Annotated in this window: 21 protein-coding genes and 1 pseudogene; 7 read left to right on the top strand and 15 right to left on the bottom strand. The window is 70.6% G+C overall.

What is annotated here, in order from left to right:
* Positions 1-17 precede the first annotated feature (17 nt).
* Positions 18-1,472, bottom strand: a complete 1,455-nt coding sequence (locus tag OG432_RS05850) for a tyrosine-type recombinase/integrase (RefSeq protein WP_328308419.1) — start codon at positions 1,470-1,472, stop codon at positions 18-20.
* A gap of 68 nt (positions 1,473-1,540) precedes the next feature.
* On the opposite strand from OG432_RS05850, the pseudogene OG432_RS05845 reads away from it, so the two are divergent.
* A pseudogene (locus OG432_RS05845) lies at positions 1,541-1,960 on the top strand (3'-5' exonuclease); the annotation flags it as partial.
* Between the two features lie 19 nt (positions 1,961-1,979).
* Here the strand turns inward: OG432_RS05845 and OG432_RS05840 are convergent.
* Positions 1,980-2,891: an aminoglycoside phosphotransferase family protein gene (locus OG432_RS05840; protein WP_328308417.1), complete on the bottom strand. Its 912-nt coding sequence runs from the start codon at positions 2,889-2,891 to the stop codon at positions 1,980-1,982.
* 141 nt (positions 2,892-3,032) lie between these two features.
* On the opposite strand from OG432_RS05840, the gene OG432_RS05835 reads away from it, so the two are divergent.
* The 5 genes from OG432_RS05835 to OG432_RS05815 all read left to right on the top strand — a co-directional run bounded on the left by OG432_RS05835 (position 3,033) and on the right by OG432_RS05815 (position 8,197).
* Positions 3,033-3,935, top strand: a complete 903-nt coding sequence (locus OG432_RS05835; protein WP_328315014.1) for a carbohydrate ABC transporter permease — start codon at positions 3,033-3,035, stop codon at positions 3,933-3,935.
* Positions 3,932-4,771 carry a carbohydrate ABC transporter permease gene (locus tag OG432_RS05830; RefSeq protein WP_328308416.1) on the top strand — a complete coding sequence of 280 codons (840 nt, stop codon included), beginning with the start codon at positions 3,932-3,934 and terminating at the stop codon, positions 4,769-4,771. The genes OG432_RS05835 and OG432_RS05830 overlap by 4 nt, the downstream gene beginning before the upstream one ends.
* Positions 4,772-4,809: 38 nt before the next feature.
* On the top strand, positions 4,810-6,081 hold the full coding sequence (locus OG432_RS05825; protein WP_328308414.1) for an ABC transporter substrate-binding protein: 1,272 nt from the start codon (positions 4,810-4,812) through the stop codon (positions 6,079-6,081).
* 271 nt (positions 6,082-6,352) lie between these two features.
* A complete protein-coding gene (locus OG432_RS05820) occupies positions 6,353-7,558 on the top strand; it encodes a S8 family peptidase (protein WP_328308412.1) in 1,206 nt (401 codons plus the stop codon).
* Between the two features lie 78 nt (positions 7,559-7,636).
* Positions 7,637-8,197 carry a DUF1697 domain-containing protein gene (locus OG432_RS05815; protein WP_328308410.1) on the top strand — a complete coding sequence of 187 codons (561 nt, stop codon included), beginning with the start codon at positions 7,637-7,639 and terminating at the stop codon, positions 8,195-8,197.
* A gap of 18 nt (positions 8,198-8,215) precedes the next feature.
* On the opposite strand, the gene OG432_RS05810 is transcribed toward OG432_RS05815, so the two are convergent.
* Positions 8,216-9,067 (bottom strand): aldo/keto reductase, encoded by an 852-nt coding sequence (locus OG432_RS05810; protein ID WP_328308408.1) that lies wholly within the window; start codon positions 9,065-9,067, stop codon positions 8,216-8,218.
* 190 nt (positions 9,068-9,257) lie between these two features.
* Here OG432_RS05810 and OG432_RS05805 point away from each other — a divergent pair, with 190 nt between their 5' ends.
* On the top strand, positions 9,258-9,929 hold the full coding sequence (locus OG432_RS05805; RefSeq protein ID WP_328308406.1) for a mycothiol-dependent nitroreductase Rv2466c family protein: 672 nt from the start codon (positions 9,258-9,260) through the stop codon (positions 9,927-9,929).
* 31 nt (positions 9,930-9,960) lie between these two features.
* Here the strand turns inward: OG432_RS05805 and OG432_RS05800 are convergent, their stop codons facing one another.
* The 12 genes from OG432_RS05800 to OG432_RS05745 all read right to left on the bottom strand — a co-directional run bounded on the left by OG432_RS05800 (position 9,961) and on the right by OG432_RS05745 (position 20,120).
* Entirely contained in the window at positions 9,961-10,704 is a 744-nt protein-coding gene (locus OG432_RS05800; protein ID WP_328308404.1) for a sirohydrochlorin chelatase, read from the bottom strand.
* A gap of 7 nt (positions 10,705-10,711) precedes the next feature.
* Positions 10,712-11,611 carry an ABC transporter permease gene (locus OG432_RS05795; RefSeq protein WP_328308402.1) on the bottom strand — a complete coding sequence of 300 codons (900 nt, stop codon included), beginning with the start codon at positions 11,609-11,611 and terminating at the stop codon, positions 10,712-10,714.
* Positions 11,598-12,392 carry an ABC transporter ATP-binding protein gene (locus tag OG432_RS05790; RefSeq protein ID WP_328308401.1) on the bottom strand — a complete coding sequence of 265 codons (795 nt, stop codon included), beginning with the start codon at positions 12,390-12,392 and terminating at the stop codon, positions 11,598-11,600. The genes OG432_RS05795 and OG432_RS05790 overlap by 14 nt, the downstream gene beginning before the upstream one ends.
* 45 nt (positions 12,393-12,437) lie before the next feature.
* Positions 12,438-13,550 (bottom strand): aliphatic sulfonate ABC transporter substrate-binding protein, encoded by a 1,113-nt coding sequence (locus OG432_RS05785; protein ID WP_328308399.1) that lies wholly within the window; start codon positions 13,548-13,550, stop codon positions 12,438-12,440.
* Between the two features lie 236 nt (positions 13,551-13,786).
* A complete protein-coding gene (locus OG432_RS05780) occupies positions 13,787-15,136 on the bottom strand; it encodes a sulfate adenylyltransferase subunit 1 (RefSeq protein ID WP_328308397.1) in 1,350 nt (449 codons plus the stop codon).
* Between the two features lies 1 nt (position 15,137).
* Complete coding sequence (gene cysD, locus OG432_RS05775) at positions 15,138-16,073, bottom strand: sulfate adenylyltransferase subunit CysD (RefSeq protein WP_328308395.1); 936 nt, start codon at positions 16,071-16,073, stop codon at positions 15,138-15,140.
* Positions 16,070-16,615 (bottom strand): adenylyl-sulfate kinase, encoded by a 546-nt coding sequence (gene cysC, locus OG432_RS05770; protein WP_328308393.1) that lies wholly within the window; start codon positions 16,613-16,615, stop codon positions 16,070-16,072. Before cysC ends, cysD begins: the two co-directional genes overlap by 4 nt.
* 32 nt (positions 16,616-16,647) lie before the next feature.
* Positions 16,648-17,361: a phosphoadenylyl-sulfate reductase gene (locus OG432_RS05765; protein WP_328308391.1), complete on the bottom strand. Its 714-nt coding sequence runs from the start codon at positions 17,359-17,361 to the stop codon at positions 16,648-16,650.
* Complete coding sequence (locus tag OG432_RS05760; RefSeq protein ID WP_328308389.1) at positions 17,358-17,537, bottom strand: hypothetical protein; 180 nt, start codon at positions 17,535-17,537, stop codon at positions 17,358-17,360. The genes OG432_RS05765 and OG432_RS05760 overlap by 4 nt, the downstream gene beginning before the upstream one ends.
* The gene (locus tag OG432_RS05755; RefSeq protein ID WP_328308387.1) at positions 17,534-19,231 is read right to left on the bottom strand and encodes a nitrite/sulfite reductase; all 1,698 of its coding nucleotides are present in this window, start codon (positions 19,229-19,231) and stop codon (positions 17,534-17,536) included. Before OG432_RS05755 ends, OG432_RS05760 begins: the two co-directional genes overlap by 4 nt.
* Positions 19,232-19,345: 114 nt before the next feature.
* Positions 19,346-19,429: a putative leader peptide gene (locus tag OG432_RS05750; protein ID WP_310591794.1), complete on the bottom strand. Its 84-nt coding sequence runs from the start codon at positions 19,427-19,429 to the stop codon at positions 19,346-19,348.
* A gap of 127 nt (positions 19,430-19,556) precedes the next feature.
* Positions 19,557-20,120, bottom strand: a complete 564-nt coding sequence (locus OG432_RS05745) for a GNAT family N-acetyltransferase (protein WP_328308385.1) — start codon at positions 20,118-20,120, stop codon at positions 19,557-19,559.
* Between the last annotated feature and the right edge of the window lie 29 nt (positions 20,121-20,149).

Below are 20,149 nucleotides of genomic sequence, written 5' to 3'. Positions count from 1 at the left end.
CCGACGTCGTCCCCGGGTTACCACGCGCTCGCTCCCTGTGTCTGCGACACCTGAGTTGCCGTGTCCGCGACCTCGGACGTCCAAGCGTCCACCGCACCATCGATCAATGCCTGAGCCTGGTCGGTGCAGTCGAGGTAGATGTACGTCGTGGTGATCGAGGAGTGCCCCAGCAGGCGGCGCAAGTGATCGAGCGGGTCACCGATGATCCGGCGGTACACGCCGTCGGCCACCTCATGCCTCGCAACCGAGCCGATCTGTTCATGGATCAGGGCAGACAGTAGATGCACGGCGAAGGTGTGCCTGAGCACATGGGGCGTGGCGGCGACGTCGATCTCGTACGTACGGCATCTCTCCGAGGCCCGCACGAATACGGACTCCCAGGCCGACAGGGTCACAGGCCGAGCTTCCTGGCCCAGCCATACGCACGCCGGCCCGACGGGCTGGCCCTGCTCGTCAACGAGGTAGAGCCGGGAGCGGACCGCCGGCGGCACATGTGACCAGGGAACTTTTCGGAGCCGGCCGTCCTTCGAGGGCATCCGCACACCCCGCCGGTCGGCTTGACTTCCGAGCACCGCACCGGCCGGCAGCGGGCAGCCTCGGGCGTGCCAGCGGTCGAGCATCAGGGAACGCTCGATCTCCACGTAGTCGACCACCGCACGGAGGACTCGGTTCGGCAGCAGGATCCTGCGTCCCTTGTCCCGTTTGGCGGTCGGCGGAGACAGGTCGAACGGCACACTTTTCATACCGCTCTGGTCGTCCATAGCGGGGAGTTCCGGCCAGCAGAGCGACGCGGCCTCCTCGATACGAAGGCCGGTGGTGACCAGCAACTCCGCCATGACGACGTTCCGCTCCGCGTTACGGCCACGGAAGGACGAATCGGTGGCCCTGGTCAGCAGCTGACCGCGCAATCCGACATCGCGGAAGGCCGCGTAACGGGCGACGGAGAGGAACTTCACGTTTCCGCGCTTGGCGGCCTTCTCAGCCGCATGGTTGTTGCGGACTCGCACCTGCTGCCCGGGGCCAGTGCGCCGCGAGCTCTCGTAGTACTTGAACGGCGTCCGCTCGATCAGGGCCTCGTCCACCGCCCATGTGTAGAACTTGTCCAAGGCCGCGACGCCCCGGTTCCAGGTCGAGGCCGAGACAACCTGTGTCGGGTCGGGAGAGACACGCCGCGCCCGGTGGAAGGCCGTGACGTCGTCACGGTCGGCGTGCCACAAGGTTTTGCCGCGATGTTCCTGGAGGAACCGCCCCCAGGTCAGCAGATCGAGAGCGTAGGCCCGCCAGGAGTTTGCCGACCTCACGCCGAGAGTCGGCAGGGACCACAAGAAGCGGTTGAGTTGGACGTCGTAGCTGCCGTCATCGCTGAGGATGAACGGCGCACCGGCATGCAACCCGTGTCTCTCCAGTGCCCTCTGTGTATCGGTCACCCCGGCCGCTTCCAGCGCTCCCGGGTCGGTGAAGAAGATCTCCATCTGATCGCACCCCCTGGTCGATCAACGACGAGGGAGATCGTGAGACACGGTCGTGCGTGGATAAGCCCTTCGACCTGACGCTGCTCGCCGCCGAGCTGCGCCGCCACCAACTGCCCTCGCTCACCGACCGGCTGGGCGGCGCGCCCATAGGCCCCGTCGTCGACCCCTATACGATCGACCGCTCCGTGGACCGCTACCGCAAGGGCAAGCGCACCCTCGAAGCGGTGTGCGTCGAGTACGGAGTGATCCTCGAAGCGGCCCACGACGCGGGCGCCGACGCGCTGGCCGCGGCCCTGGTGGCCGTGGCGATAGCCGAGCGCCACCCGCAGGTGGCGCGTCTCGCGCCGGCCGAGCTGCACGAGCGTCAAATCCACTGGTACGCGCAGTGGGCGGCCGACTTCCAGCAGTTCCTGCGCACGAAGGGCACCGCCGACGCAGTGATCGACGGCGCCTGGCCGCTGCGCGAGCTGACGCCCGCCCAGGGCTGAACCGCCCCGGCCGGGAAGGTCAGAAGGGGTACCAGCGCACCTGGGGGTCGCCGTCGCGCAGCGAGGCGACCCGGCGGCGGAACTCGTCGAGCGCCTTCGGGTTGGTGGGGGCGTGCTGTGCCACCCAGGCGCAGCTGGCCGTCTCGCGGGCGCCGCGCAGCACCGCACAGCCCTCCCACTCGCGCACGTCCCAGCCGTACGCGGCGACGAACGCGTCGTACTGCTCGGCGGGCAGCCCGTAGCGGTCGCGGGACAGGGCCATCACGACCAGGTCGTGCTCGCGCAGGTCGAAGGAGAACGTCTCCAGGTCGACCAGGACCGGCCCTTCGGGCCCGATGTGCACATTGCGCGGCAGTGCGTCGCCGTGGATGGGCCCGAGCGGGAGGCGCGGGGTGAGCGCCGCGGCCGCGGCCGCGAAGCCGTCCCTGCGGGCGCGCAGATACGCCGCGTCGTCCGGGTCGACCGCCGCGCCGGCCAGGGTAAGCCAGCGCTCGACACCGCCGAGCAGTTCGCGGCGGGGCAGCGCGAAGCCCGGGGCCGGCAGGGCGTGGACGCGACGCAGCAGGGCGGCCAGGTCGGCCGCGGTGGCGGGGCGTTCGGCGGCGGGCAGCCGGTGCCACACCGTCAGGGGGTGGCCCTCGGCCAGCCGCGGCTTCGGCTCGGCGGCCCGTACCGCGGGTACCCCGGCCTCGGCGAGCCAGGTGGCGATGGCCACTTCGCGCTCGGCGCGCTCCATCAGCTCCGGGTGGCGCGAGGCGTCACGGCCGACCTTGACGACGAAACCGCCCGCGCCGGCCGGCCCGGTGCCGGGCAGGGCGAAGACCGCGTTCTCGCCGAGCGCCAGCAGGTCGGCGTGGGCGGCTCCGGGCAGGGCGCCGGGGTCGTGCAGCGCCGCCGCGGTCAGGAGCTCGCGTGCCCGTGCCTCGTCCATGGTCGTCTCCCGGTGATCGTTGAGATGCCGGTCAAGTCTCGCATTCACGCAGATCGTCTTGACGAATGGACGGACCGTCAGCACGATGACGGGGGCTGGTCGGCGTGGGACAAAAGGGGGCGAATCGTGTCATCAACGACCATGCGGACACGGTCGGCCACCAGAGAGCCGACGCACGGGCCCGGCGGCGCCTGGTTCCTCGTGCTCCCGGCCCTCCTGCCGATTCTGGTGCTCAGCGTGGGCCCCCTCCTCTACGGGATCGCGCTCGCGTTCACCGACGCGCAGTCGGGCCGCACCGCCGCCACCCGGTGGACCGGGTTGCTCAACTTCCGCGATCTGGCCCATGACGGCCTGTTCTGGGAGTCGTTCAGGATCGGGCTGCTGTGGGCGGTCGGTGTCACCGTGCCGCAGTTCCTCCTGTCCCTCGGCCTCGCCCTGCTCCTCAACCAGAAACTCCGGCTGCGCTGGCTGGCACGGGCGCTCGCGATCATCCCCTGGGCGATGCCCGAGGTCGTGGTCGGCATCATCTGGCGCCTGGTCTACCACCCGGACGCGGGTCTCCTCAACGAGACCCTCCGCGACCTGGGCCTCGGCGACGGACGGGACTGGCTCACCGGCCTCACCACCGCGCTGCCCGCGGTGATCGTCGTCGGCATCTGGGCCGGAATGCCGCAGACCACGGTCGCCCTCCTCGCCGGGCTGCAGAACACCCCGCGGGAGCTGCACGAGGCCGCCGCGATCGACGGGGCCGGTGCGTGGCGGCGCTTTCGCACGGTGACCTGGCCCGCCCTGAAACCGGTGGCCCTCGCGATCACGGCGCTCAATTTCATCTGGAACTTCAATTCCTTCGCCCTGGTCTACGTCCTGACCAACGGGGGCCCCGGCGGCCGAACCCGGCTCCCCATGCTCTTCGCCTACGAAGAGGCCTTCCGCTACGGCCAGTTCGGGTACGCGGCGGCCATGGGCTGCGTCATGGTCGCGGTCGTCGCGGCCTGCCTCGCCTTCTTCCTCGTCGGGCGGCTCAAGGAGGGAGACGGCCGATGAGCGCGCGGACGCGAAGGGCGGGACGGGCCGGACAGTACCTCGCCCTCCTCGCCTACCTGGTCTTCCTCGCCTTTCCCTTCCTGTGGCTGATCTCCACCGCCTTCAAGCCGGCCCGCGAACTGGGCTCGCTCCACCCCACCTGGATCCCCCGGCACCCCACGCTCGCCAATTTCCGCCAGGCCTTCGACGAACAGCCCCTGCTCCACGCAGGCCTGAACAGCCTGGTCGCCGCGGTGTCGGCCTCGTTCATCGCGGTGGTCATCGCCACGCCGATGGCGTACGTCATGGCCCGCCACCGGGGCCGGCTCGCGGCCGCCGCCACCGGCTGGGTCGTGGTCAGCCAGGCGTTCCCCTTCGTCCTGCTGATCATTCCGCTCTTCCTCGTCCTCAAGAACCTGCACGCGATCAACTCGGTGGCAGGCCTGGTCATGGTGTACGTGGTCTGGTCGCTGCCGTTCGCGCTGTGGATGCTGAGCGGCTACGTACGCGCCGTGCCCGCGGAGCTGGAGGAGGCGGCCGCCGTCGACGGGGCGGGGCGGCTGCGCACCCTCGTCTCGGTCACCGCGCCGCTGCTCGCCCCCGGCATCGTGGCCACCGCCCTGTTCGCGTTCATCACGGCGTGGAACGAGTTCTTCTTCGCGCTCGTCCTGCTGAAGACCCCGGAGAGGCAGACCCTGCCCGTCGTCCTGACCCACTTCCTCGGCGCGGAGGGGGCGGCCGACCTCGGCCCGCTGGCTGCCGCGGCCTTCCTCGCCACCCTGCCCTCCCTGGTGATCTTCGCGGTCATCCAGAGGCGGATCACCGGCGGCATGCTGACCGGGGCGGTGAAGAGCTGATGCGCGGGGGCGAACCGGGCCCGCACAGGCGCCTGTTGATGGTGATGGCCACCCTCGCGCTGCTGGCACCGCTGCTCACGGGGTGCGGGGGAGGCAGATCGGACGGCGGGGGAGTGATCAGGCTCCGCTTCCAGTCCCTGGCCTGGCAGAAGGAGTCGGTCGCGGCGACCAAGAGCCTCGTCAACGAGTGGAACGCGGCGCATCCGGCCGTCCAGGTCGACTATGTGCAGGGCAGCTGGGACACCGTCCACGACCAGCTGCTGACGTCCTTCGAGGGCGGCGAGGCGCCCGACATCATCCACGACGCCTCCGACGACCTGGCCGACTTCGCCTACGGCGGCTACCTCGCGGACCTGAGCGGTCTGCTGCCTCGGCGGCTCAAGGACGGCATCGCGGCCCGGAGCTGGGAGTCGGGCACCTTCGGCACGGGTGTCTACGGGGTGCCGTTCCTCCAGGAACCCCGCGTCCTCATCGCCAACACCAAGCTGCTCAAGGCGTCCGGGGTGCGCATTCCGACACCTCAACGGCCTTGGAGCTGGGCCGAGTTCGGGCAGGCGGCCAAGAAGCTGAGCGGCGAGGGACGGTACGGCGTGGCCTGGCCGCTCAAGGAGCCCGTCTCGGCCACCCTCAACCTGAGCCTCTCGACCGGCGGCCGGCTCTTCACGCGCGACGCGGCCGGCAAGGCCAAGGTGACGTTCACGGCCGGCGACGCGGTCGTCCCCGACACCATCAAGGACCAGGTCAACACCGACAGGAGCGCCGCACGCAGCACGCTCGGCATGGGTGGTTCGGACACCCTGCCCGGCTTCTTCGGCGGCAAGTACGCCCTGGTGCCGCTCGGCTTCTCCTACCGTCAGCAGATCGTCCAGCAGGCACCGCCCGGCTTCGACTGGACGGTGCTCCCCGCCCCCGCGGGCAGCGCCGGGCTCGACCAGGGAGTGAGCCCCCAGACCCTGTCGGTCGCCAAGGACAGCCCGCACCCGAAGGAAGCCGTCGCGTTCATCGACTTCCTGCTGAGCCCGGCCCACATGGTGCGCCTGGCAGAGGGGGACTGGATGCTGCCGACGGGAACCGAGGCGCTCAAGGACCCGGCGCTGCACACCGTCGAGAACGGCTGGGCGACCGGCGCGGCGCTCGCACCCCATCTGCGGTCCGCTCCCGCGCAGTCCGTCCGGGGATACCCGGAATGGAAGGACAAGGTCGCCACCCCCGCCCTTCAGGAGTACTACAGCGGAGCGATCGACGCGGCCGAGCTGAAGAAACGCCTGGTCCAGGACGGAAACCGGGTTCTCGCCCGCTATCGGCGCTGAGCCGGGCGCCGGGGCGGAAATTCCCGTGATCCGGGAGAAGTCGGGAGCCGGGGAATTCGACGGTGCGCGCCGGATGTCCAGCGGCCCTCCATAAAGCCCGAGTTGCCCCCTTCGTGGTCGGTATCGCATTACGAAATCTTGTTGCCTAAATCACAGCTTCATGAAGACCTTGATCTGCGCGCGTCAATCGGCAAGGGTTTCGAACCAGCCCCGGAGGGTTTGCCTCCGGTAGGTCAACCCCCCACATTCAGTGACGAGGAGACCCCTCTTCATGGCATCCCACAAGCGTGCGAGCAAGATCAAACTCGCGGTGGCGACAACCGCCGTGCTGGCCGCGGCCGGAGCGACCGCCCTCAACTCTCCGTTCGCCGGGGCCTCTCCCGCCGAAGGCACCGTTTACGGCCTGAACGCCCAGGACGCCGTCGACGGAAGCTATATCGTCCTGCTCGACGCATCCGCATCGGCGGACTCCAAGCGCAAACTCGCCGAGGAATACGGCGGCGAACTCAAGCGCGACTACTCCTCCTCGCTCAACGGCTTCTCCGCCGCGGGGCTTTCACAGACCGAGGCCAAGCGGCTCGCCGCCGACCCCGCCGTCGGCAAGGTCGTGCAGAACAAGAAGTTCCACATCGACGAGACCCAGAACAATCCGCCGTCCTGGGGTCTCGACCGGATCGACCAGACGGGCACCGCGGGCGACGGCGCCTACACCTACCCGGCCGCGGCCGGGGACGGCGTCACCGCCTATGTGATCGACACCGGAGTCCGCATCACCCACAAGGACTTCGGCGGGCGGGCCTCCTACGGCTTCAACGCCGTCGACAACAACGACAAGGCCGACGACGGCAACGGCCACGGCACGCACGTCGCGGGCACCATCGCGGGCACAGCGCACGGCGTGGCCAAGAAGGCGAAGATAGTCGCCGTTCGGGTGCTCGACAACAACGGGTCCGGCAGCACCGATCAGGTCGTCGCCGGCATCGACTGGGTCACCAAGAACCACAAGGGCCCCTCCGTCGCCAATATGAGCCTCGGCGGCACCGCCGACCCGGCGCTCGACGCAGCCGTCCAGAAGGCGATCGCCTCCGGCGTCACCTTCGGCGTGGCGGCCGGCAACGAGTCGGCCGACGCGGGCAACGGCTCGCCGTCCCGGGTGAAGGAAGCCATCACCGTCGCCTCGTCCACCAAGGACGACGAGCAGTCGAGCTTCTCCAACTTCGGTTCGGTGGTGGACCTTTACGCCCCCGGCTCGGACATCACATCCGACTGGAACACCGGCGACACGGCCACCAACACCATCTCCGGCACGTCCATGGCCACCCCGCACGTCGTCGGCGCCGCCGCCGTCTACCTGGCCGGCCACCAGGACGCCACCCCCGCCCAGGTCGCCGACGCCCTCACCCGGGGCGCGACGGCGGACAAGATCTCCAACGCGAGCCAGGGCACCCCGAACAAGCTGCTGAAGGTCGTCGAGTAGTCGGCATCCGGCAGCGCTGAACGACGGCCTCCGCGCCCGTCCCCCACGGGGCGCGGGGGCCGTCCTAGGGTGTGGCCCATGACGACGACGTACGCCGCTCTGCTGCGCGGCATCAATGTGGGCGGGGCCAAGAAAGTTCCCATGGCCGAGCTGCGGAAGCTCCTCGGCGACCTGGGACACGGCGACGTGAAGACGTATCTCAACAGCGGCAACGCCGTCTTCAGCAGTGCCTCCCGCGACCAGGACGCACTCGCCGCGGAACTGGAGGCCGCCATCGAGAAGCACTTCGGCTTCTCCGTCGCGTGCATGGTGCGCGGCGGCCCCTATCTGCGCGCCGTCCTCGACGCCTGCCCCTTCCCCGCCGAGCGGCTCGCGGGCAAGCAGCTGCACGCCACCTTCTTCGCGGGCCCGCCCGTCACCGCCGACCGCTTCGCCGGCATCGACGCGGCGGCCTTCCTCCCCGAGGAGTTCCGCCTCGGCGACCAGGTCCTCTACCTGTACGCGCCCGGGGGCCTGGGCGTCTCGAAGCTCGCCCCGGTCCTGTCCCGGCCCGGCCTGCTCAAGGGCGTATCGGCGACCTCCCGCAACTGGAACACCGTCAAGGCACTGGCGGAGATGACGGAGGCCGCCCGGGGATGACGGCCGCGACCGCCCCGCTCAGGACGGCACGAGATCGTTCAGCTCCGCCAACTCCCCCTCCGAAAGCCGTACACGACCCGCGTCGAGGTTCTCCTCCAGGTGCGTGGGGGAACCGGTGCCGGGCGTCGGGCACAGCGCGGGGGAGCGGTGCAGCAGCCAGGCGAGGGCGATCTGGCCCCTGGTCGCACCGTGATCGCCCGCGATCCGGTCGAGGACGGCCGCCCCGCCCGCGGTGAGGGCGCCGTTCGCCAGCGGGAACCACGGCAGGAACGCCAGACCGCGCGCCTCGCACAGGGCGAGGACCGGCTCCGACTCCCGGTCCAGGAGGTTGAAGCGGTTCTGCACGGAGGCGATGGCGGTCAGCCGCAGAGCCTGCTCCAGTTGGCCGGCGCTCACGCTGTCGAGGCCGATGTGCCGGATCTTGCCCGCCCGCCTCAACTCGTCCAGGGCGCCGAGCTGTTCGGCCATCGGCACGGCGGGGTCGAGCCGGTGCAGCTGGTACAGATCGATGATCTCCACGCGCAGCCGGCGCAGGCTCGCCTCACACATCGCCCGCAGCTGCTCGGGCCGCCCCGCGATGTGCCAGGCGCTGTCGCCGGTCCGTACGACACCGCCCTTGGTCGCGACGACGACGCCGGCGGGGTAGGGGTGCAGTGCCTGAGCGACGAGTTCCTCGGCGAGCCCCGGGCCGTAGTTGTCGGCGGTGTCGATCAGGGTGACGCCCCGCTCCACGGCCCGCCGCAGCACGGTCAGGGCCTCCGCGCGCTCGCCCCGCGGGCCCCAGTAGCCGGGACCGGTGAGCTGCGCGGTGCCGAAGCCGAGGCGCCGCACGGTGTGTCCCTGGCCGAAGGTGAAGGTCTGGGAGATCATCCCCGGACCGTATCCGGCGGGCTCCGGCACCACTGCCCGGGGTCCGGCATCCACCCATCGACCCCTCGACACCTCGCCCCCCGCCGGCCGGCCCGCATGGCGGACGGGACGCGGGCCGGCCGAAATGGCCCAGCGCATCGGAATCGTATTGGCCCAGGAGCAAGGGCCACTGCCCCGCTAGGCTCGACCCATGACGGACCCGAGAACAGACCGGACACCCCATCCCACGACCGACCCCGCGCCACGCACCACCGTCGACCGCGCCACCGTCGACTTCTACTTCGACCCCGCCTGCCCCTTCGCCTGGATCACCTCCCGCTGGATGCTGGAGGTCGAGCGGCATCGCGACATCGACCTCCGCTTCCGGCCGATGAGCCTGTACTTCCACAACATCGGCAACGAACTGCCCGACTGGTACCGGGACTTGGTGGACCGCTCGATCGGCCCGGTCCGGGTCGCCGTCGCGGCCGCCGAGGGACACGGAGACGAGGTGCTCCGCGATCTCTACACCGCGTTCGGCACCCGGATCCACGGCGGCGGCAATCAGGACTTCGACGAGGTGATCGCCCAGTCGCTCGCGGAACTGGGCCTGCCCGCCGCCCTCGCCGGGGCCGCCCACGACCCGGCGTACGACGAGGCCGTGCTGCGCAGCCACGACGCGGGCAAGGACCCGGCGCAGGACGGCTATGTCGGCACCCCGACCATGCACCTGGACGGCGCGGTCCACTTCGGCCCGGTCCTCGGCTCGATCCCGCGCGGCGAGGAAGCCGCACGGCTCTTCGACAGCGTGCGCACCCTCGCGGCGCACGCCGGCTTCTTCGAGCTGAAGAGGGCGAGGACCGGGTCCCTGAGCTTCGACTGAGGGCCGCGGGCCGCCACCGGCCCGCGCGCTGTCAGGCGCTGAGCGCGGCGACGCTCCCGCGCGTCCGCGCCTCGTCGTACCGGTCGAGCAGGAGGCGTGCCACCTCCGGCGCGGAGCCCAGGACGCCGGCGAGGACGTCGGCCTGTGCCGCGCCCCTGGCGATCCGGTCGGGCAGGAAGCCGGGCGCGATGACGTAGGGCGCGACGGCCACGCGGCGCACCCCCGGCGTGGCCCGCAACTCCCGTACGGCGTCTTCCGTACGGGGCAGAGCCGCGGAGGCGAACGCAGGCCGCACGGCGCACCAACCGGTGTGCCGCAGCTCCCGCGCAATTTCAGCGATCACTGCGATCGCCTCCGGGTCGGTGGAGCCCGCCGAGGCCAGGACGACCCCGGTCGAGCGTTTGTCGGCGGGGGCGAGCCCCGCCTCGTACAGCCGCCGCTCCACCGTGGCGAGCAGCAGCGGAGAAGGGCCGAGGACATCGGCGAGCCTGATGTCCAGGCGCGCGGGCGCCCGGTCGAGGACCGCCGGGATGTCGGACTTGGCGTGGAAGGCGCGGGTCAGGAGCAGCGGCAGGGCCACGACGTCCCGTACGCCTTCGAGGGCGAGCCGGTCGAGGACCCGCGGGACGGACGGCGCGTTGAAGTCCAGGAAACCGGTCTCCACGCGCAGCCCCGGCCGCAGCGCCCGCGCCCGGCGCACCAGGGCGTCGACGGTCGCGGCGTGCCGGGGATCGCGGCTGCCGTGGGCGATGACGAGGAGGACCGGGCGGTGCACGGGCGCCTCAGCCCTTCACGAGCAGGCCGCGGCCGCGCAGCACCCTGCGCTCCAGCGGGCTGAAGATCAGCAGGTCGATGGCGATGCCCACGATCAGGATCAGGAAGATCGCCAGGAAGATGCCGGGCATGTCGGAGTTGTTGCGGCCGTTCTCCAGCAACTGACCGAGCCCCAGGCCCAGATCGGGCGAGGACGCGATGATCTCGGCGGCCATCAGGGAGCGCCAGGAGAACGCCCAGCCCTGCTTGAGGCCCGCGAGATAGCCCGGCAGCGCGGCCGGCATCAGGATGTGCCAGGCCCCGCGCACCCCGGTCGCGCCGAGGGTGCGGCCCGCCCGAAGGTACAGCGGGGGCACCTGGTCGACGCCGGAGACGAGGCCGTTGGCGATCGAGGGGACCGCGCCGAGCAGGATCACCGCGTACATCATCGAGTCGTTCAGACCCAGCCACAGCACGGCCGGCGGCACCCAGGCCACCGACGGCAGCGACTGGAGACCGGACAGGATCGGCCCGATGGCCGCCCGTACGAACCTGACCCGGGCGACGAGCAGGCCGAGCGGGGTGCCGATGGCCAGGGCGAGCAGGAAGCCGAGCAGGCCGCGCGAGACGCTGGTCCACACCACGTCGAGCAGGGTGCCCTGGAGCCACATGTCGGTCAGGCTCGACCACACCGCGGACGGCGCGGGCAGCTTGTACTCGTCGGTGACCTTCGCCGAGACCAGGACCTGCCACACCACCAGGACAAGGGCGACCGCGGTCAGCGGCGGCAGGACCTTCTTGACGAGGACCTCGCGCACCGGGGTGCGGTGGGCCTGGACGGTCTCGAGCGCGTCGAGCCCGGCTTCCAGGCTGCCGAGTCCGGGGGAGTCCGTGGCGTCCTTCACGGCGGTGGTCTCAGTGCTGGCCATGGCGGCGGATCTCCCCACGCAGTTGTTCGGTGATCTCGACGGAGAGTTCCGCCACTTCGGCGTCCTCGATGCGGCGCGGCTGCTCGATGTCCACCGTCCACTCGTGGGCGACCCGGCCGGGCCGCGAGGAGAGCAGCACCACGCGCTGCGCGAGCCGGACCGCCTCGCGCACGTTGTGCGTCACGAAGAGCACCGACAGGTTCGTCTCCCGCCAGATGCGGGTCAGTTCGTCGTGCAGGACGTCCCGGGTGATCGCGTCGAGCGCCGCGAACGGTTCGTCCATCAAAAGGAGTTGGGAGTCCTGGGCGATCGCGCGGGCCATCGCGACGCGCTGGCGCATCCCGCCGGACAGCTCGTGCACCCGCTTGCCGTACGCGCCCTGGAGGCGGACCAGGGCGAGGAGCTCCTCGGCCCGCTCGCGCCGGTCGTTCTTGGGCACCCCGCGCAGCCTGAGGGCGAGCTCGATGTTCTTGCCCGCGGTCAGCCACGGGAACAGGGCGTGCTCCTGGAACATCAGGGCGGGCCGTCCGCCGGGCGTCTCGATCGTGCCCGCGGTCGGGGCGTCCAGGCCCGCGACCAGGTTGAGCAGCGTCGACTTGCCGCAGCCTGAGGCACCCAGGAGGGTGACGAACTCGCCGGGCGCGACATCGAGGGTGATGTCGTCGAGGACGAGCTGCGGCCCCGTGGGACCGCCGAAGGACTTCGAGACGTGCCCGATGCGCGCGGCGTACTCGTGCGTCGCCGTCGTACGGTCCGTGGCCTTGACGAGTGCGGTGGCCATGGTCGTCACCTCCTGGGAAACCTGTGGAACCGGCTGGGTGGGGGACTACTTGACGCCGAGACCGGCGTCGGCGACCTCGGGCTTGCCCAGGGACTTCAGGACCTTGTTGAGCGGCGCCAGGTCGTAGATGCCCTTGAGGTCGGGCTGCTTCAGGAGCCCGGCCTTCACCGCATGGTCGGCCTGCGCCTGGAGGGTCGCCGCCAGCGGGTCGTCGAGCGTCTTGATGGACGTCCACGCCGGGTCGATGATGTCCGCCGGAAGGGCCTTGCCGGAGAGCTTCTTGAGCGCGGCGTTCGCCGAGGCCTTCGCCTGGTCGGGGTGGGACCCGATCCACTCGTTGGTCTTCACCGAGCCGCGCAGGACCGCCTCGACGACGTCGGGGTGCTCCTTGAGGAACTTCTGCGACACGATGATGTTGGTGATCACGAACTGCTTGTCCGGCCACAGGTCGGACTCGTCGAGCAGCACCTTGCCGCCCTCGGACACCAGCTTGGACGCGGTCGGCTCGGGCACCCACGCGCCGTCGACCGAACCGGACTTGAAGGCGTCCGGGGTGATCTTGTTGTCGGTGCGGACCACGTTGACGTCGCCCTTGCCGCTCTGCGCGTCGACCTTCCAGCCCTTTTCGGCGATCCAGTTCAAGAACGCCACGTCCTGCGTGTTGCCGAGCTGCGGCGTCGCTATGTTCTTGCCCTTGAGGTCGTCGAGGGACTTGACCTTGCTGGGGTTGACCACCAGCTTCACGCCGCCGGACGCGGAGCCGCCGATGATGCGCAGGCTCTGGCCCTTGGACTTGGTGAAGCCGTTGATGGCCGGGGAGGGGCCGATCCAGCCGATGTCGATCGAGCCCGCGTTGAGGGCCTCGATCTCGGAGGGGCCGGCGTTGAAGGTGGCCGTCTTGACGGCCGTGCCGCCCAGCTCCTTCTGGAAGAGCCCCTCCTGGACACCGATCAGCGGCGTGGCGTGGGTCAGGTTCGGGAAGTAGCCGATCTTCACGGAGTCGGCGGAGAGCTTCTTGCCGTTGGCGGCGGGCGTGGCCTTCGCCGTGTCGTCCTTGTCGGCGGACGAGCCGTAGCCGCAGGCGGCGAGGGCGCCGAAAAGCAGCGGCAGGGTGGCGGCGGCGACGAGGCTGCGCCGCAGGGTGGAGCTGGCAGGCACGGGAGGGTGTCCTCTCGGAGGCCCGGTACTTACGTCAGGAGTCTCAACTCCGGGACGCGGCCGGGAAGTCGGCAGGTCTTCGGCGGTGCGGGACGTGCTGGTGGTGCAGCCGGGCGCGCGAGCGGTGCGCGTACGTCATCGCGCACATCGCGCCACCCCGCCCTGGCCGCTGCCGAGGGCGCCGCTGCCGACGCGGCCGCCCTCCTTCGCGAAGGTCGAGTAGACGTCGTTGGTCATCAGAAGTCCCAGCCCTCTTCGTCCTCGACCGTGGTGAGGACCTTGTGGGTGGCGAACGACTCGCCCGCCATGCCGGCGGCCAGCGTGGTGCCGTCGGCGGGGTCGATCAGAAGGAAGGATCCGGTACGCCGGGACGCCGCGTAGGAGTCCAGCGCCAGCGGCTCGGCGGTGCGCACCGTGACGCGGCCGATGTCGTTGGCGACGAGCTGGCCCGGGTTCGGGTGCTGGGAGAGGTCGTCCAGGGTGAGCCGGGACTCGATCCCCTTCACGATCGCCTTGACCGTGCGGGTGGTGTGCTTGAGCAGTACCCGCTGACCCACCGTCAGGGGCTGGTCGGCCACGTGGCACACCGTCGCCTCGACGTCCTGGGTGGTGGGGGGCGCGTCCCCGCTCGGCACGATCAGATCGCCGCGCGAGATGTCGATGTCGTCCGCCAGCAGGAGCGTGACCGACTGCGGGGTCCAGGCCACGTCGACGGACTCGCCGAGCAGGTCGATCCCCGCGATCGTGCTGGTGCGGCCCGACGGAAGGACGGTCACCGGCTCGCCGACCCGGAACGTACCGGCCGCGATCTGGCCCGCGTAGCCCCGGTAGTCGGGGAGCTCGGCGGTCTGCGGCCGGATCACGTACTGCACCGGCAGCCGGGCGTGGCAGGAGGTCAGGTCGTGGCTGACCGGCACCGTCTCCAGGTGTTCGAGGACGGTGGGGCCGCCGTACCAGTCCATGTGGGCGCTGGGCTCGACCACGTTGTCCCCGGCGAGGGCCGAGATCGGGATGGCCGTGATCTCCGGAACGCCCAACTCGCTCGCGTACGCGGTGAATTCCTCGGCGATCGTCGCGAAGACCTTCTCCTCGTACGCCACCAGGTCCATCTTGTTGACGGCGAGGACCACGTGCGGCACCCGCAGCAGGGCCGCGACGGCGGCGTGCCTGCGGGTCTGCTCGATGACGCCGTTGCGGGCGTCGACCAGGACCACGGCCAGGTCGGCGGTGGAGGCGCCGGTCACCATGTTGCGGGTGTACTGCACGTGCCCGGGGGTGTCGGCCAGGATGAACCGGCGCCGCGGGGTCGCGAAGTAGCGGTAGGCCACGTCGATGGTGATGCCCTGCTCGCGCTCGGCCCGCAGGCCGTCGGTGAGCAGCGCCAGGTCGGGGGCCTCCTGGCCGCGCTTGAGGGAGGCGGCCTCCACGGCCTCCAGCTGGTCGGTGAGGACCGACTTGGAGTCGTGCAGGAGCCGGCCCACCAGGGTGGACTTGCCGTCGTCGACGGAGCCGGCGGTCGCGAAGCGCAGCAGGGTGGTGGCCGACAGGTCGGCCAGCTGCTTGGCGTTCTCGGCGGTAGTGCTCACTTTAGAAGTACCCCTCGCGCTTGCGGTCTTCCATCGCGGCCTCGGACATCTTGTCGTCGGCACGGGTGGCGCCCCGCTCGGTCAGCCTCGATGCGGCGATCTCGGTGATGACGGCGTCCAGCGTCGTCGCGTCGGAGTCGACGGCGCCGGTGCAGGACATGTCGCCGACGGTGCGGTAGCGCACCAGGCGGGTCTCGACCGTCTCCTGGTCCTTGGGCCCGCCCCACTCGCCGGCGGTCAGCCACATCCCGGACCGCTTGAACACCTCGCGCTCGTGGGCGAAGTAGATCTGCGGCAGGTCGATGTCCTCGCGGGCGATGTACTGCCACACGTCCAGCTCGGTCCAGTTGGACAGCGGGAACACGCGCACGTGCTCGCCGGGGGCGTGCCGGCCGTTGTAGAGCTGCCACAGCTCGGGGCGCTGGCGGCGCGGGTCCCACTGCGAGAACTCGTCGCGCAGCGAGAACACCCGCTCCTTGGCGCGGGCCTTCTCCTCGTCGCGGCGGCCGCCGCCGAACACCGCGTCGAAGCGGTGCTGCTGGATGGCTTCCGTCAGCGGCACCGTCTGGAGCGGATTGCGCACACCGTCGGGCCGCTCGCGCAGCTTGCCGGCGTCGATGTACTCCTGCACCGACGCGACGTGCAGGCGCAGGCCGTGCTCGGCCACCACGCGGTCGCGGTAGGCGAGGACCTCGGGGAAGTTGTGCCCGGTGTCGACGTGAAGCAGCGTGAAGGGCACGGCCGCCGGGGCGAACGCCTTCAGCGCCAGGTGCAGCATGACGATGGAGTCCTTGCCGCCGGAGAAAAGGATCACCGGCCGCTCGAACTCACCCGCCACCTCACGGAAGATGTGCACCGCCTCGGATTCGAGGGCGTCCAGGTGGCTGAGCGCGTACGGGCTGTCGACGCCCTCGTTCACGGTCACTGCCGACGTCATGCCAGGCCCCTCTCACTGAGCAGCGCGAAGAGCGCCGCCGCGGACTCCTGCACGGTCTGGGTGTGCGACTCGATGCGCAGATCCGGCACGACAGGCGCCTCGTACGGGTCGTCGACACCGGTCAGACCGCTGATCTCGCCCGCCGCCTGCTTGGCGTACAGACCCTTCACATCGCGTACGGAGCAGACCTCCACCGGCGTCGCGACGTGCACCTCCAGATAGGCGGTGCCCTCGCTCCGGTGGCGCCCCCGCACGGCTTCGCGGCTGTCGGCGTACGGGGCGATGACCGGGACCAGCGCCTTCACGCCGTTGGCGGCGAGCAGTTCGGCGACGAAGCCGATCCGCTGCACATTGGTGTGCCGGTCCTCGCGGCTGAAGCCGAGGCCCGCCGAGAGGAACTCGCGGATCTCGTCGCCGTCGAGCACCTCCACCCGGTGGCCGTCCGCGCGCAGCCGGCCCGCGAGTTCGTGGGCGATGGTCGTCTTGCCGGCGCTCGGCAGACCGGTCAGCCAGATGGTGGCTCCCGCCTCCGTCACGCTCATCGAAGTCTCCTGATCGTTCTTCTGACGGTCCGTCATCCGTGCAGTCCGCATTCGGTCTTGTTGCGCCCGGCCCAGCGTCCGGCGCGCGCGTCCTCGCCCTCGGCGACCCGGCGGGTGCAGGGGGCGCAGCCGATCGAGGGGTAGCCGTCCATGAGGAGCAGGTTGGTGATCACGCCGTGCTCGGCGACGTAGGCGTCCACGTCGTCCTGCGTCCAGCGGGCGATCGGCGACACCTTGACCTTCTGCCGCTTCTCGTCCCAGCCGACGACCGGGGTGTCGGCCCGGGTCGGGGACTCGTCGCGGCGCAGTCCGGTGGCCCACGCGGCGTACGAACTCAGGCCCTCTTCAAGGGGCTTGACCTTGCGCAGCGCGCAGCACAGGTCGGGGTCGCGGTCGTGCAGCTTCGGGCCGTACTGGGCGTCCTGCTCGGCGACGCTCTGACGCGGGGTGAGCGTGATGACGTTGACGTCCATCACCTCGGCGACGGCGTCGCGGGTGCCGATGGTCTCGGGGAAGTGGTAGCCGGTGTCGAGGAACACCACGTCCACACCGGGCCTGGCGCGGGAGGCGAGGTGGGCGACGACCGCGTCCTCCATGGAGGAGGTGACGCAGAAGCGCTCGCCGAAGGTGTCGGCGGCCCACCGCAGGATCTCCAGCGGGGAGGCCTCTTCGAGGTCGCGGCCCGCCTGTTCGGCGAGTGCCCTGAGCTCTCCGGCGGTCCGGGTGTCGCTCCGAGTGGCCGTCATATCGCTTCCCCTCCCGTGTCGTTGCGCGTCACTCCGCGGGCGAGCAGCCCGAGGAACTTCAGCTGGAAGGCCCGGTTGCACGCCGCGCATTCCCACGCGCCGTGTCCGGTCTCGTTGGGGCGCAGGTCCTCGTCGCCGCAGTACGGGCAGTAGAAGGGCGCCGCCCGCTCGCTCATGACAGGGCCTCTTCGCTCGCACGGGCGGCCCAGGTCGCGAACCGCTCGCCCTCGGCGCGCTCCGCCTGGAAGCGGCCCAGCACGCGCTCGACGTAGTCGGGCAGTTCGGCCGATGTGACCTTCAGGCCGCGGACCTTGCGGCCGAAGCCGGCCTCCAGGCCGAGCGCACCGCCCAGGTGCACCTGGAAGCCCTCGACCTGGTTGCCCTCGCCGTCCAGGACCAGCTGGCCCTTGAGGCCGATGTCGGCGACCTGGATGCGGGCGCAGGAGTTGGGGCAGCCGTTGATGTTGATGGTGATCGGCTCGTCGAACTCCGGCAGGCGGCGCTCCAGTTCGTCGATGAGGGACGCGCCGCGCGCCTTGGTCTCGACGATGGCGAGCTTGCAGAACTCGATGCCGGTGCAGGCCATCGTGCCGCGCCGGAACGGCGAGGCGTTGACCTTGAGCCCGAGGGCCTCCAGGCCGGCCACGAGCGAGTCGACGCGGGCCTCCTCGACGTCGAGCACGATCAGCTTCTGTTCGGTGGTGGTGCGCAGGCGGCCCGAGCCGTGTGTCTCGGCGAGCTCGGCGATCTTGCTCAGGGTCGCGCCGTCCACGCGTCCGACGCGCGGGGCGAAGCCGATGTAGAAGCGGCCGTCGTTCTGGCGGTGCACCCCCAGGTGGTCGCGCCAGACGTCCTTGGGGAGCTCGGGGGCGGGCCCGTCGAGCAGGTCGCGCTTGAGGTACTCGTCCTGGAGGACCTGGCGGAACTTCTCCGGGCCCCAGTCGGCGACGAGGAACTTCAGACGGGCGCGGGTGCGCAGCCGCCGGTAGCCGTAGTCGCGGAAGATCGAGATGACGCCCTCGAAGACGTCCGGCACGTCGTCGAGCGGCACCCACGCGCCGAGCCGCACACCGAGCTTGGGGTTGGTGGAGAGGCCGCCGCCGACCCACAGGTCGAAGCCGGGGCCGTGCTCGGGGTGTTCGACGCCGACGAACGCGATGTCGTTGATCTCGTGCGCGACGTCCAGCTGCGGCGAGCCGGAGATCGCCGTCTTGAACTTGCGGGGCAGGTTGGAGAAGGCGGGGTTGCCGATGAAGCGGCGGTGGATCTCGTCGACGGCCGGGGTGCCGTCGATGATCTCGTCCGCCGCGATCCCGGCGACCGGCGAGCCGAGGATGGTGCGCGGGGTGTCGCCGCACGCCTCGGTGGTGGAGAGGCCGACCGCTTCGAGACGGTTCCAGATCTCCGGGACGTCCTCGATGCGGATCCAGTGGTACTGGACGTTCTGCCGGTCGGTGAGGTCGGCGGTGCCGCGCGCGAACTCCTGCGAGATCTCGCCGATGACCCGCAGCTGCTCGGTGGTCAGCCGGCCGCCGTCGATGCGGACGCGCAGCATGAAGAACTCGTCGTCCAGCTCCTCCGGCTCCAGGATGGCCGTCTTGCCACCGTCGATGCCCTGCCGGCGCTGGGTGTAGAGCCCCCACCAGCGCATCCGGCCGCGCAGGTCGCTGGGGTCGATGGAGTCGAAACCGCGCTTGGAGTAGATCGTCTCAATGCGTGTCCGCACATTGAGACCGTCGTCGTCCTTCTTCACCTGCTCGTTGCCGTTGAGCGGGGTGAAGTGCCCGACGGCCCACTGGCCTTCACCACGGTGGCGGCCCGGCTTGCGGCGGGGCGTCGTCGGGGCAGGGTTTTCTGGGCTGGCGGCCATGGCATATGTCCTTCGGGACTGCAGGAGGGCGGCTCTGACCTGCACACTCGCGCTTCGGCGCGGCGGTGCGCAGGCAGGTGAGGAAGAAACGGGTTCGCGGCGCTGCCGGAGGCGTCAGCGTGCCGGACAGATGGCGCTGGACATGCGGCCGAGGTCGACGTGCCGCCGACTCACCAAGGCAATTCCAGTTCCAGACATGACGGAAGCGTGTCACGGGACTTTGGACCCAGTCCACCACTATCCAAAATGTGGACACTAGTGTCTCGAAGAACGAGACAGTGTGTTTCGGATCACTGGTCGGGCCCGCGTCCGCGCGGTCGGCGGTTCAGAAAGCGCCGGGCCAAGGACCCGGCGCGGCGGCGTCCTTCGCCTGCTCCTCCTTCGTGTCGAAGAGCTTGAAACCGCGCCGCAGGTAGTTGTCCATGGCGTGCTCGCCGTCGAGCGAGCAGGTGTGCAGCCACACCCGCTCGGTGGCGGGCAGACCGGGCCAGCGCCCGGCCAGGTCCCAGGCCCGCCGGACCCCGTGCGTCAGGAGGTGGCCGCCGATGCGCCGCCCGCGGAAGGCCGGGATCAGACCGAAGTAGACGATCTCGACGGTGCCGCCGGGCTGCGCCTCCAGCTCGACGTAGCCCGCGGGGGTGCCCCGCTCGTAGGCGACCCAGGTCTCCGTGCCCGGCCGGTCCAGGGCTCGCTCCCACTCGGCGTACGTCATGCCGAGCCGGTCGGTCCACATGATGTCGCCACCGACCGCCGTATAGAGGAAGCGGCTGAACTCGGGCGAGGGGACCTCGGCGCGCACGATCGTGATGTCGCCCGTCGGCTCGGCGGCCGGGCGCAGATCGGCGGCGGAGGTCTGCTCCAGGGACCAGATGGTCACGGTGGTACTCATGCGGGCCAGGCAATCATGCGGCCGCCGCG

The organism is Streptomyces sp. NBC_00442, from assembly GCF_036014195.1.
In the GTDB taxonomy this organism is placed as follows: Bacteria; Actinomycetota; Actinomycetes; order Streptomycetales; family Streptomycetaceae; genus Streptomyces.
The sequence above is the reverse complement of the archived record's forward strand: the minus strand, read 5'-3'. Positions and strand labels throughout refer to the sequence as shown.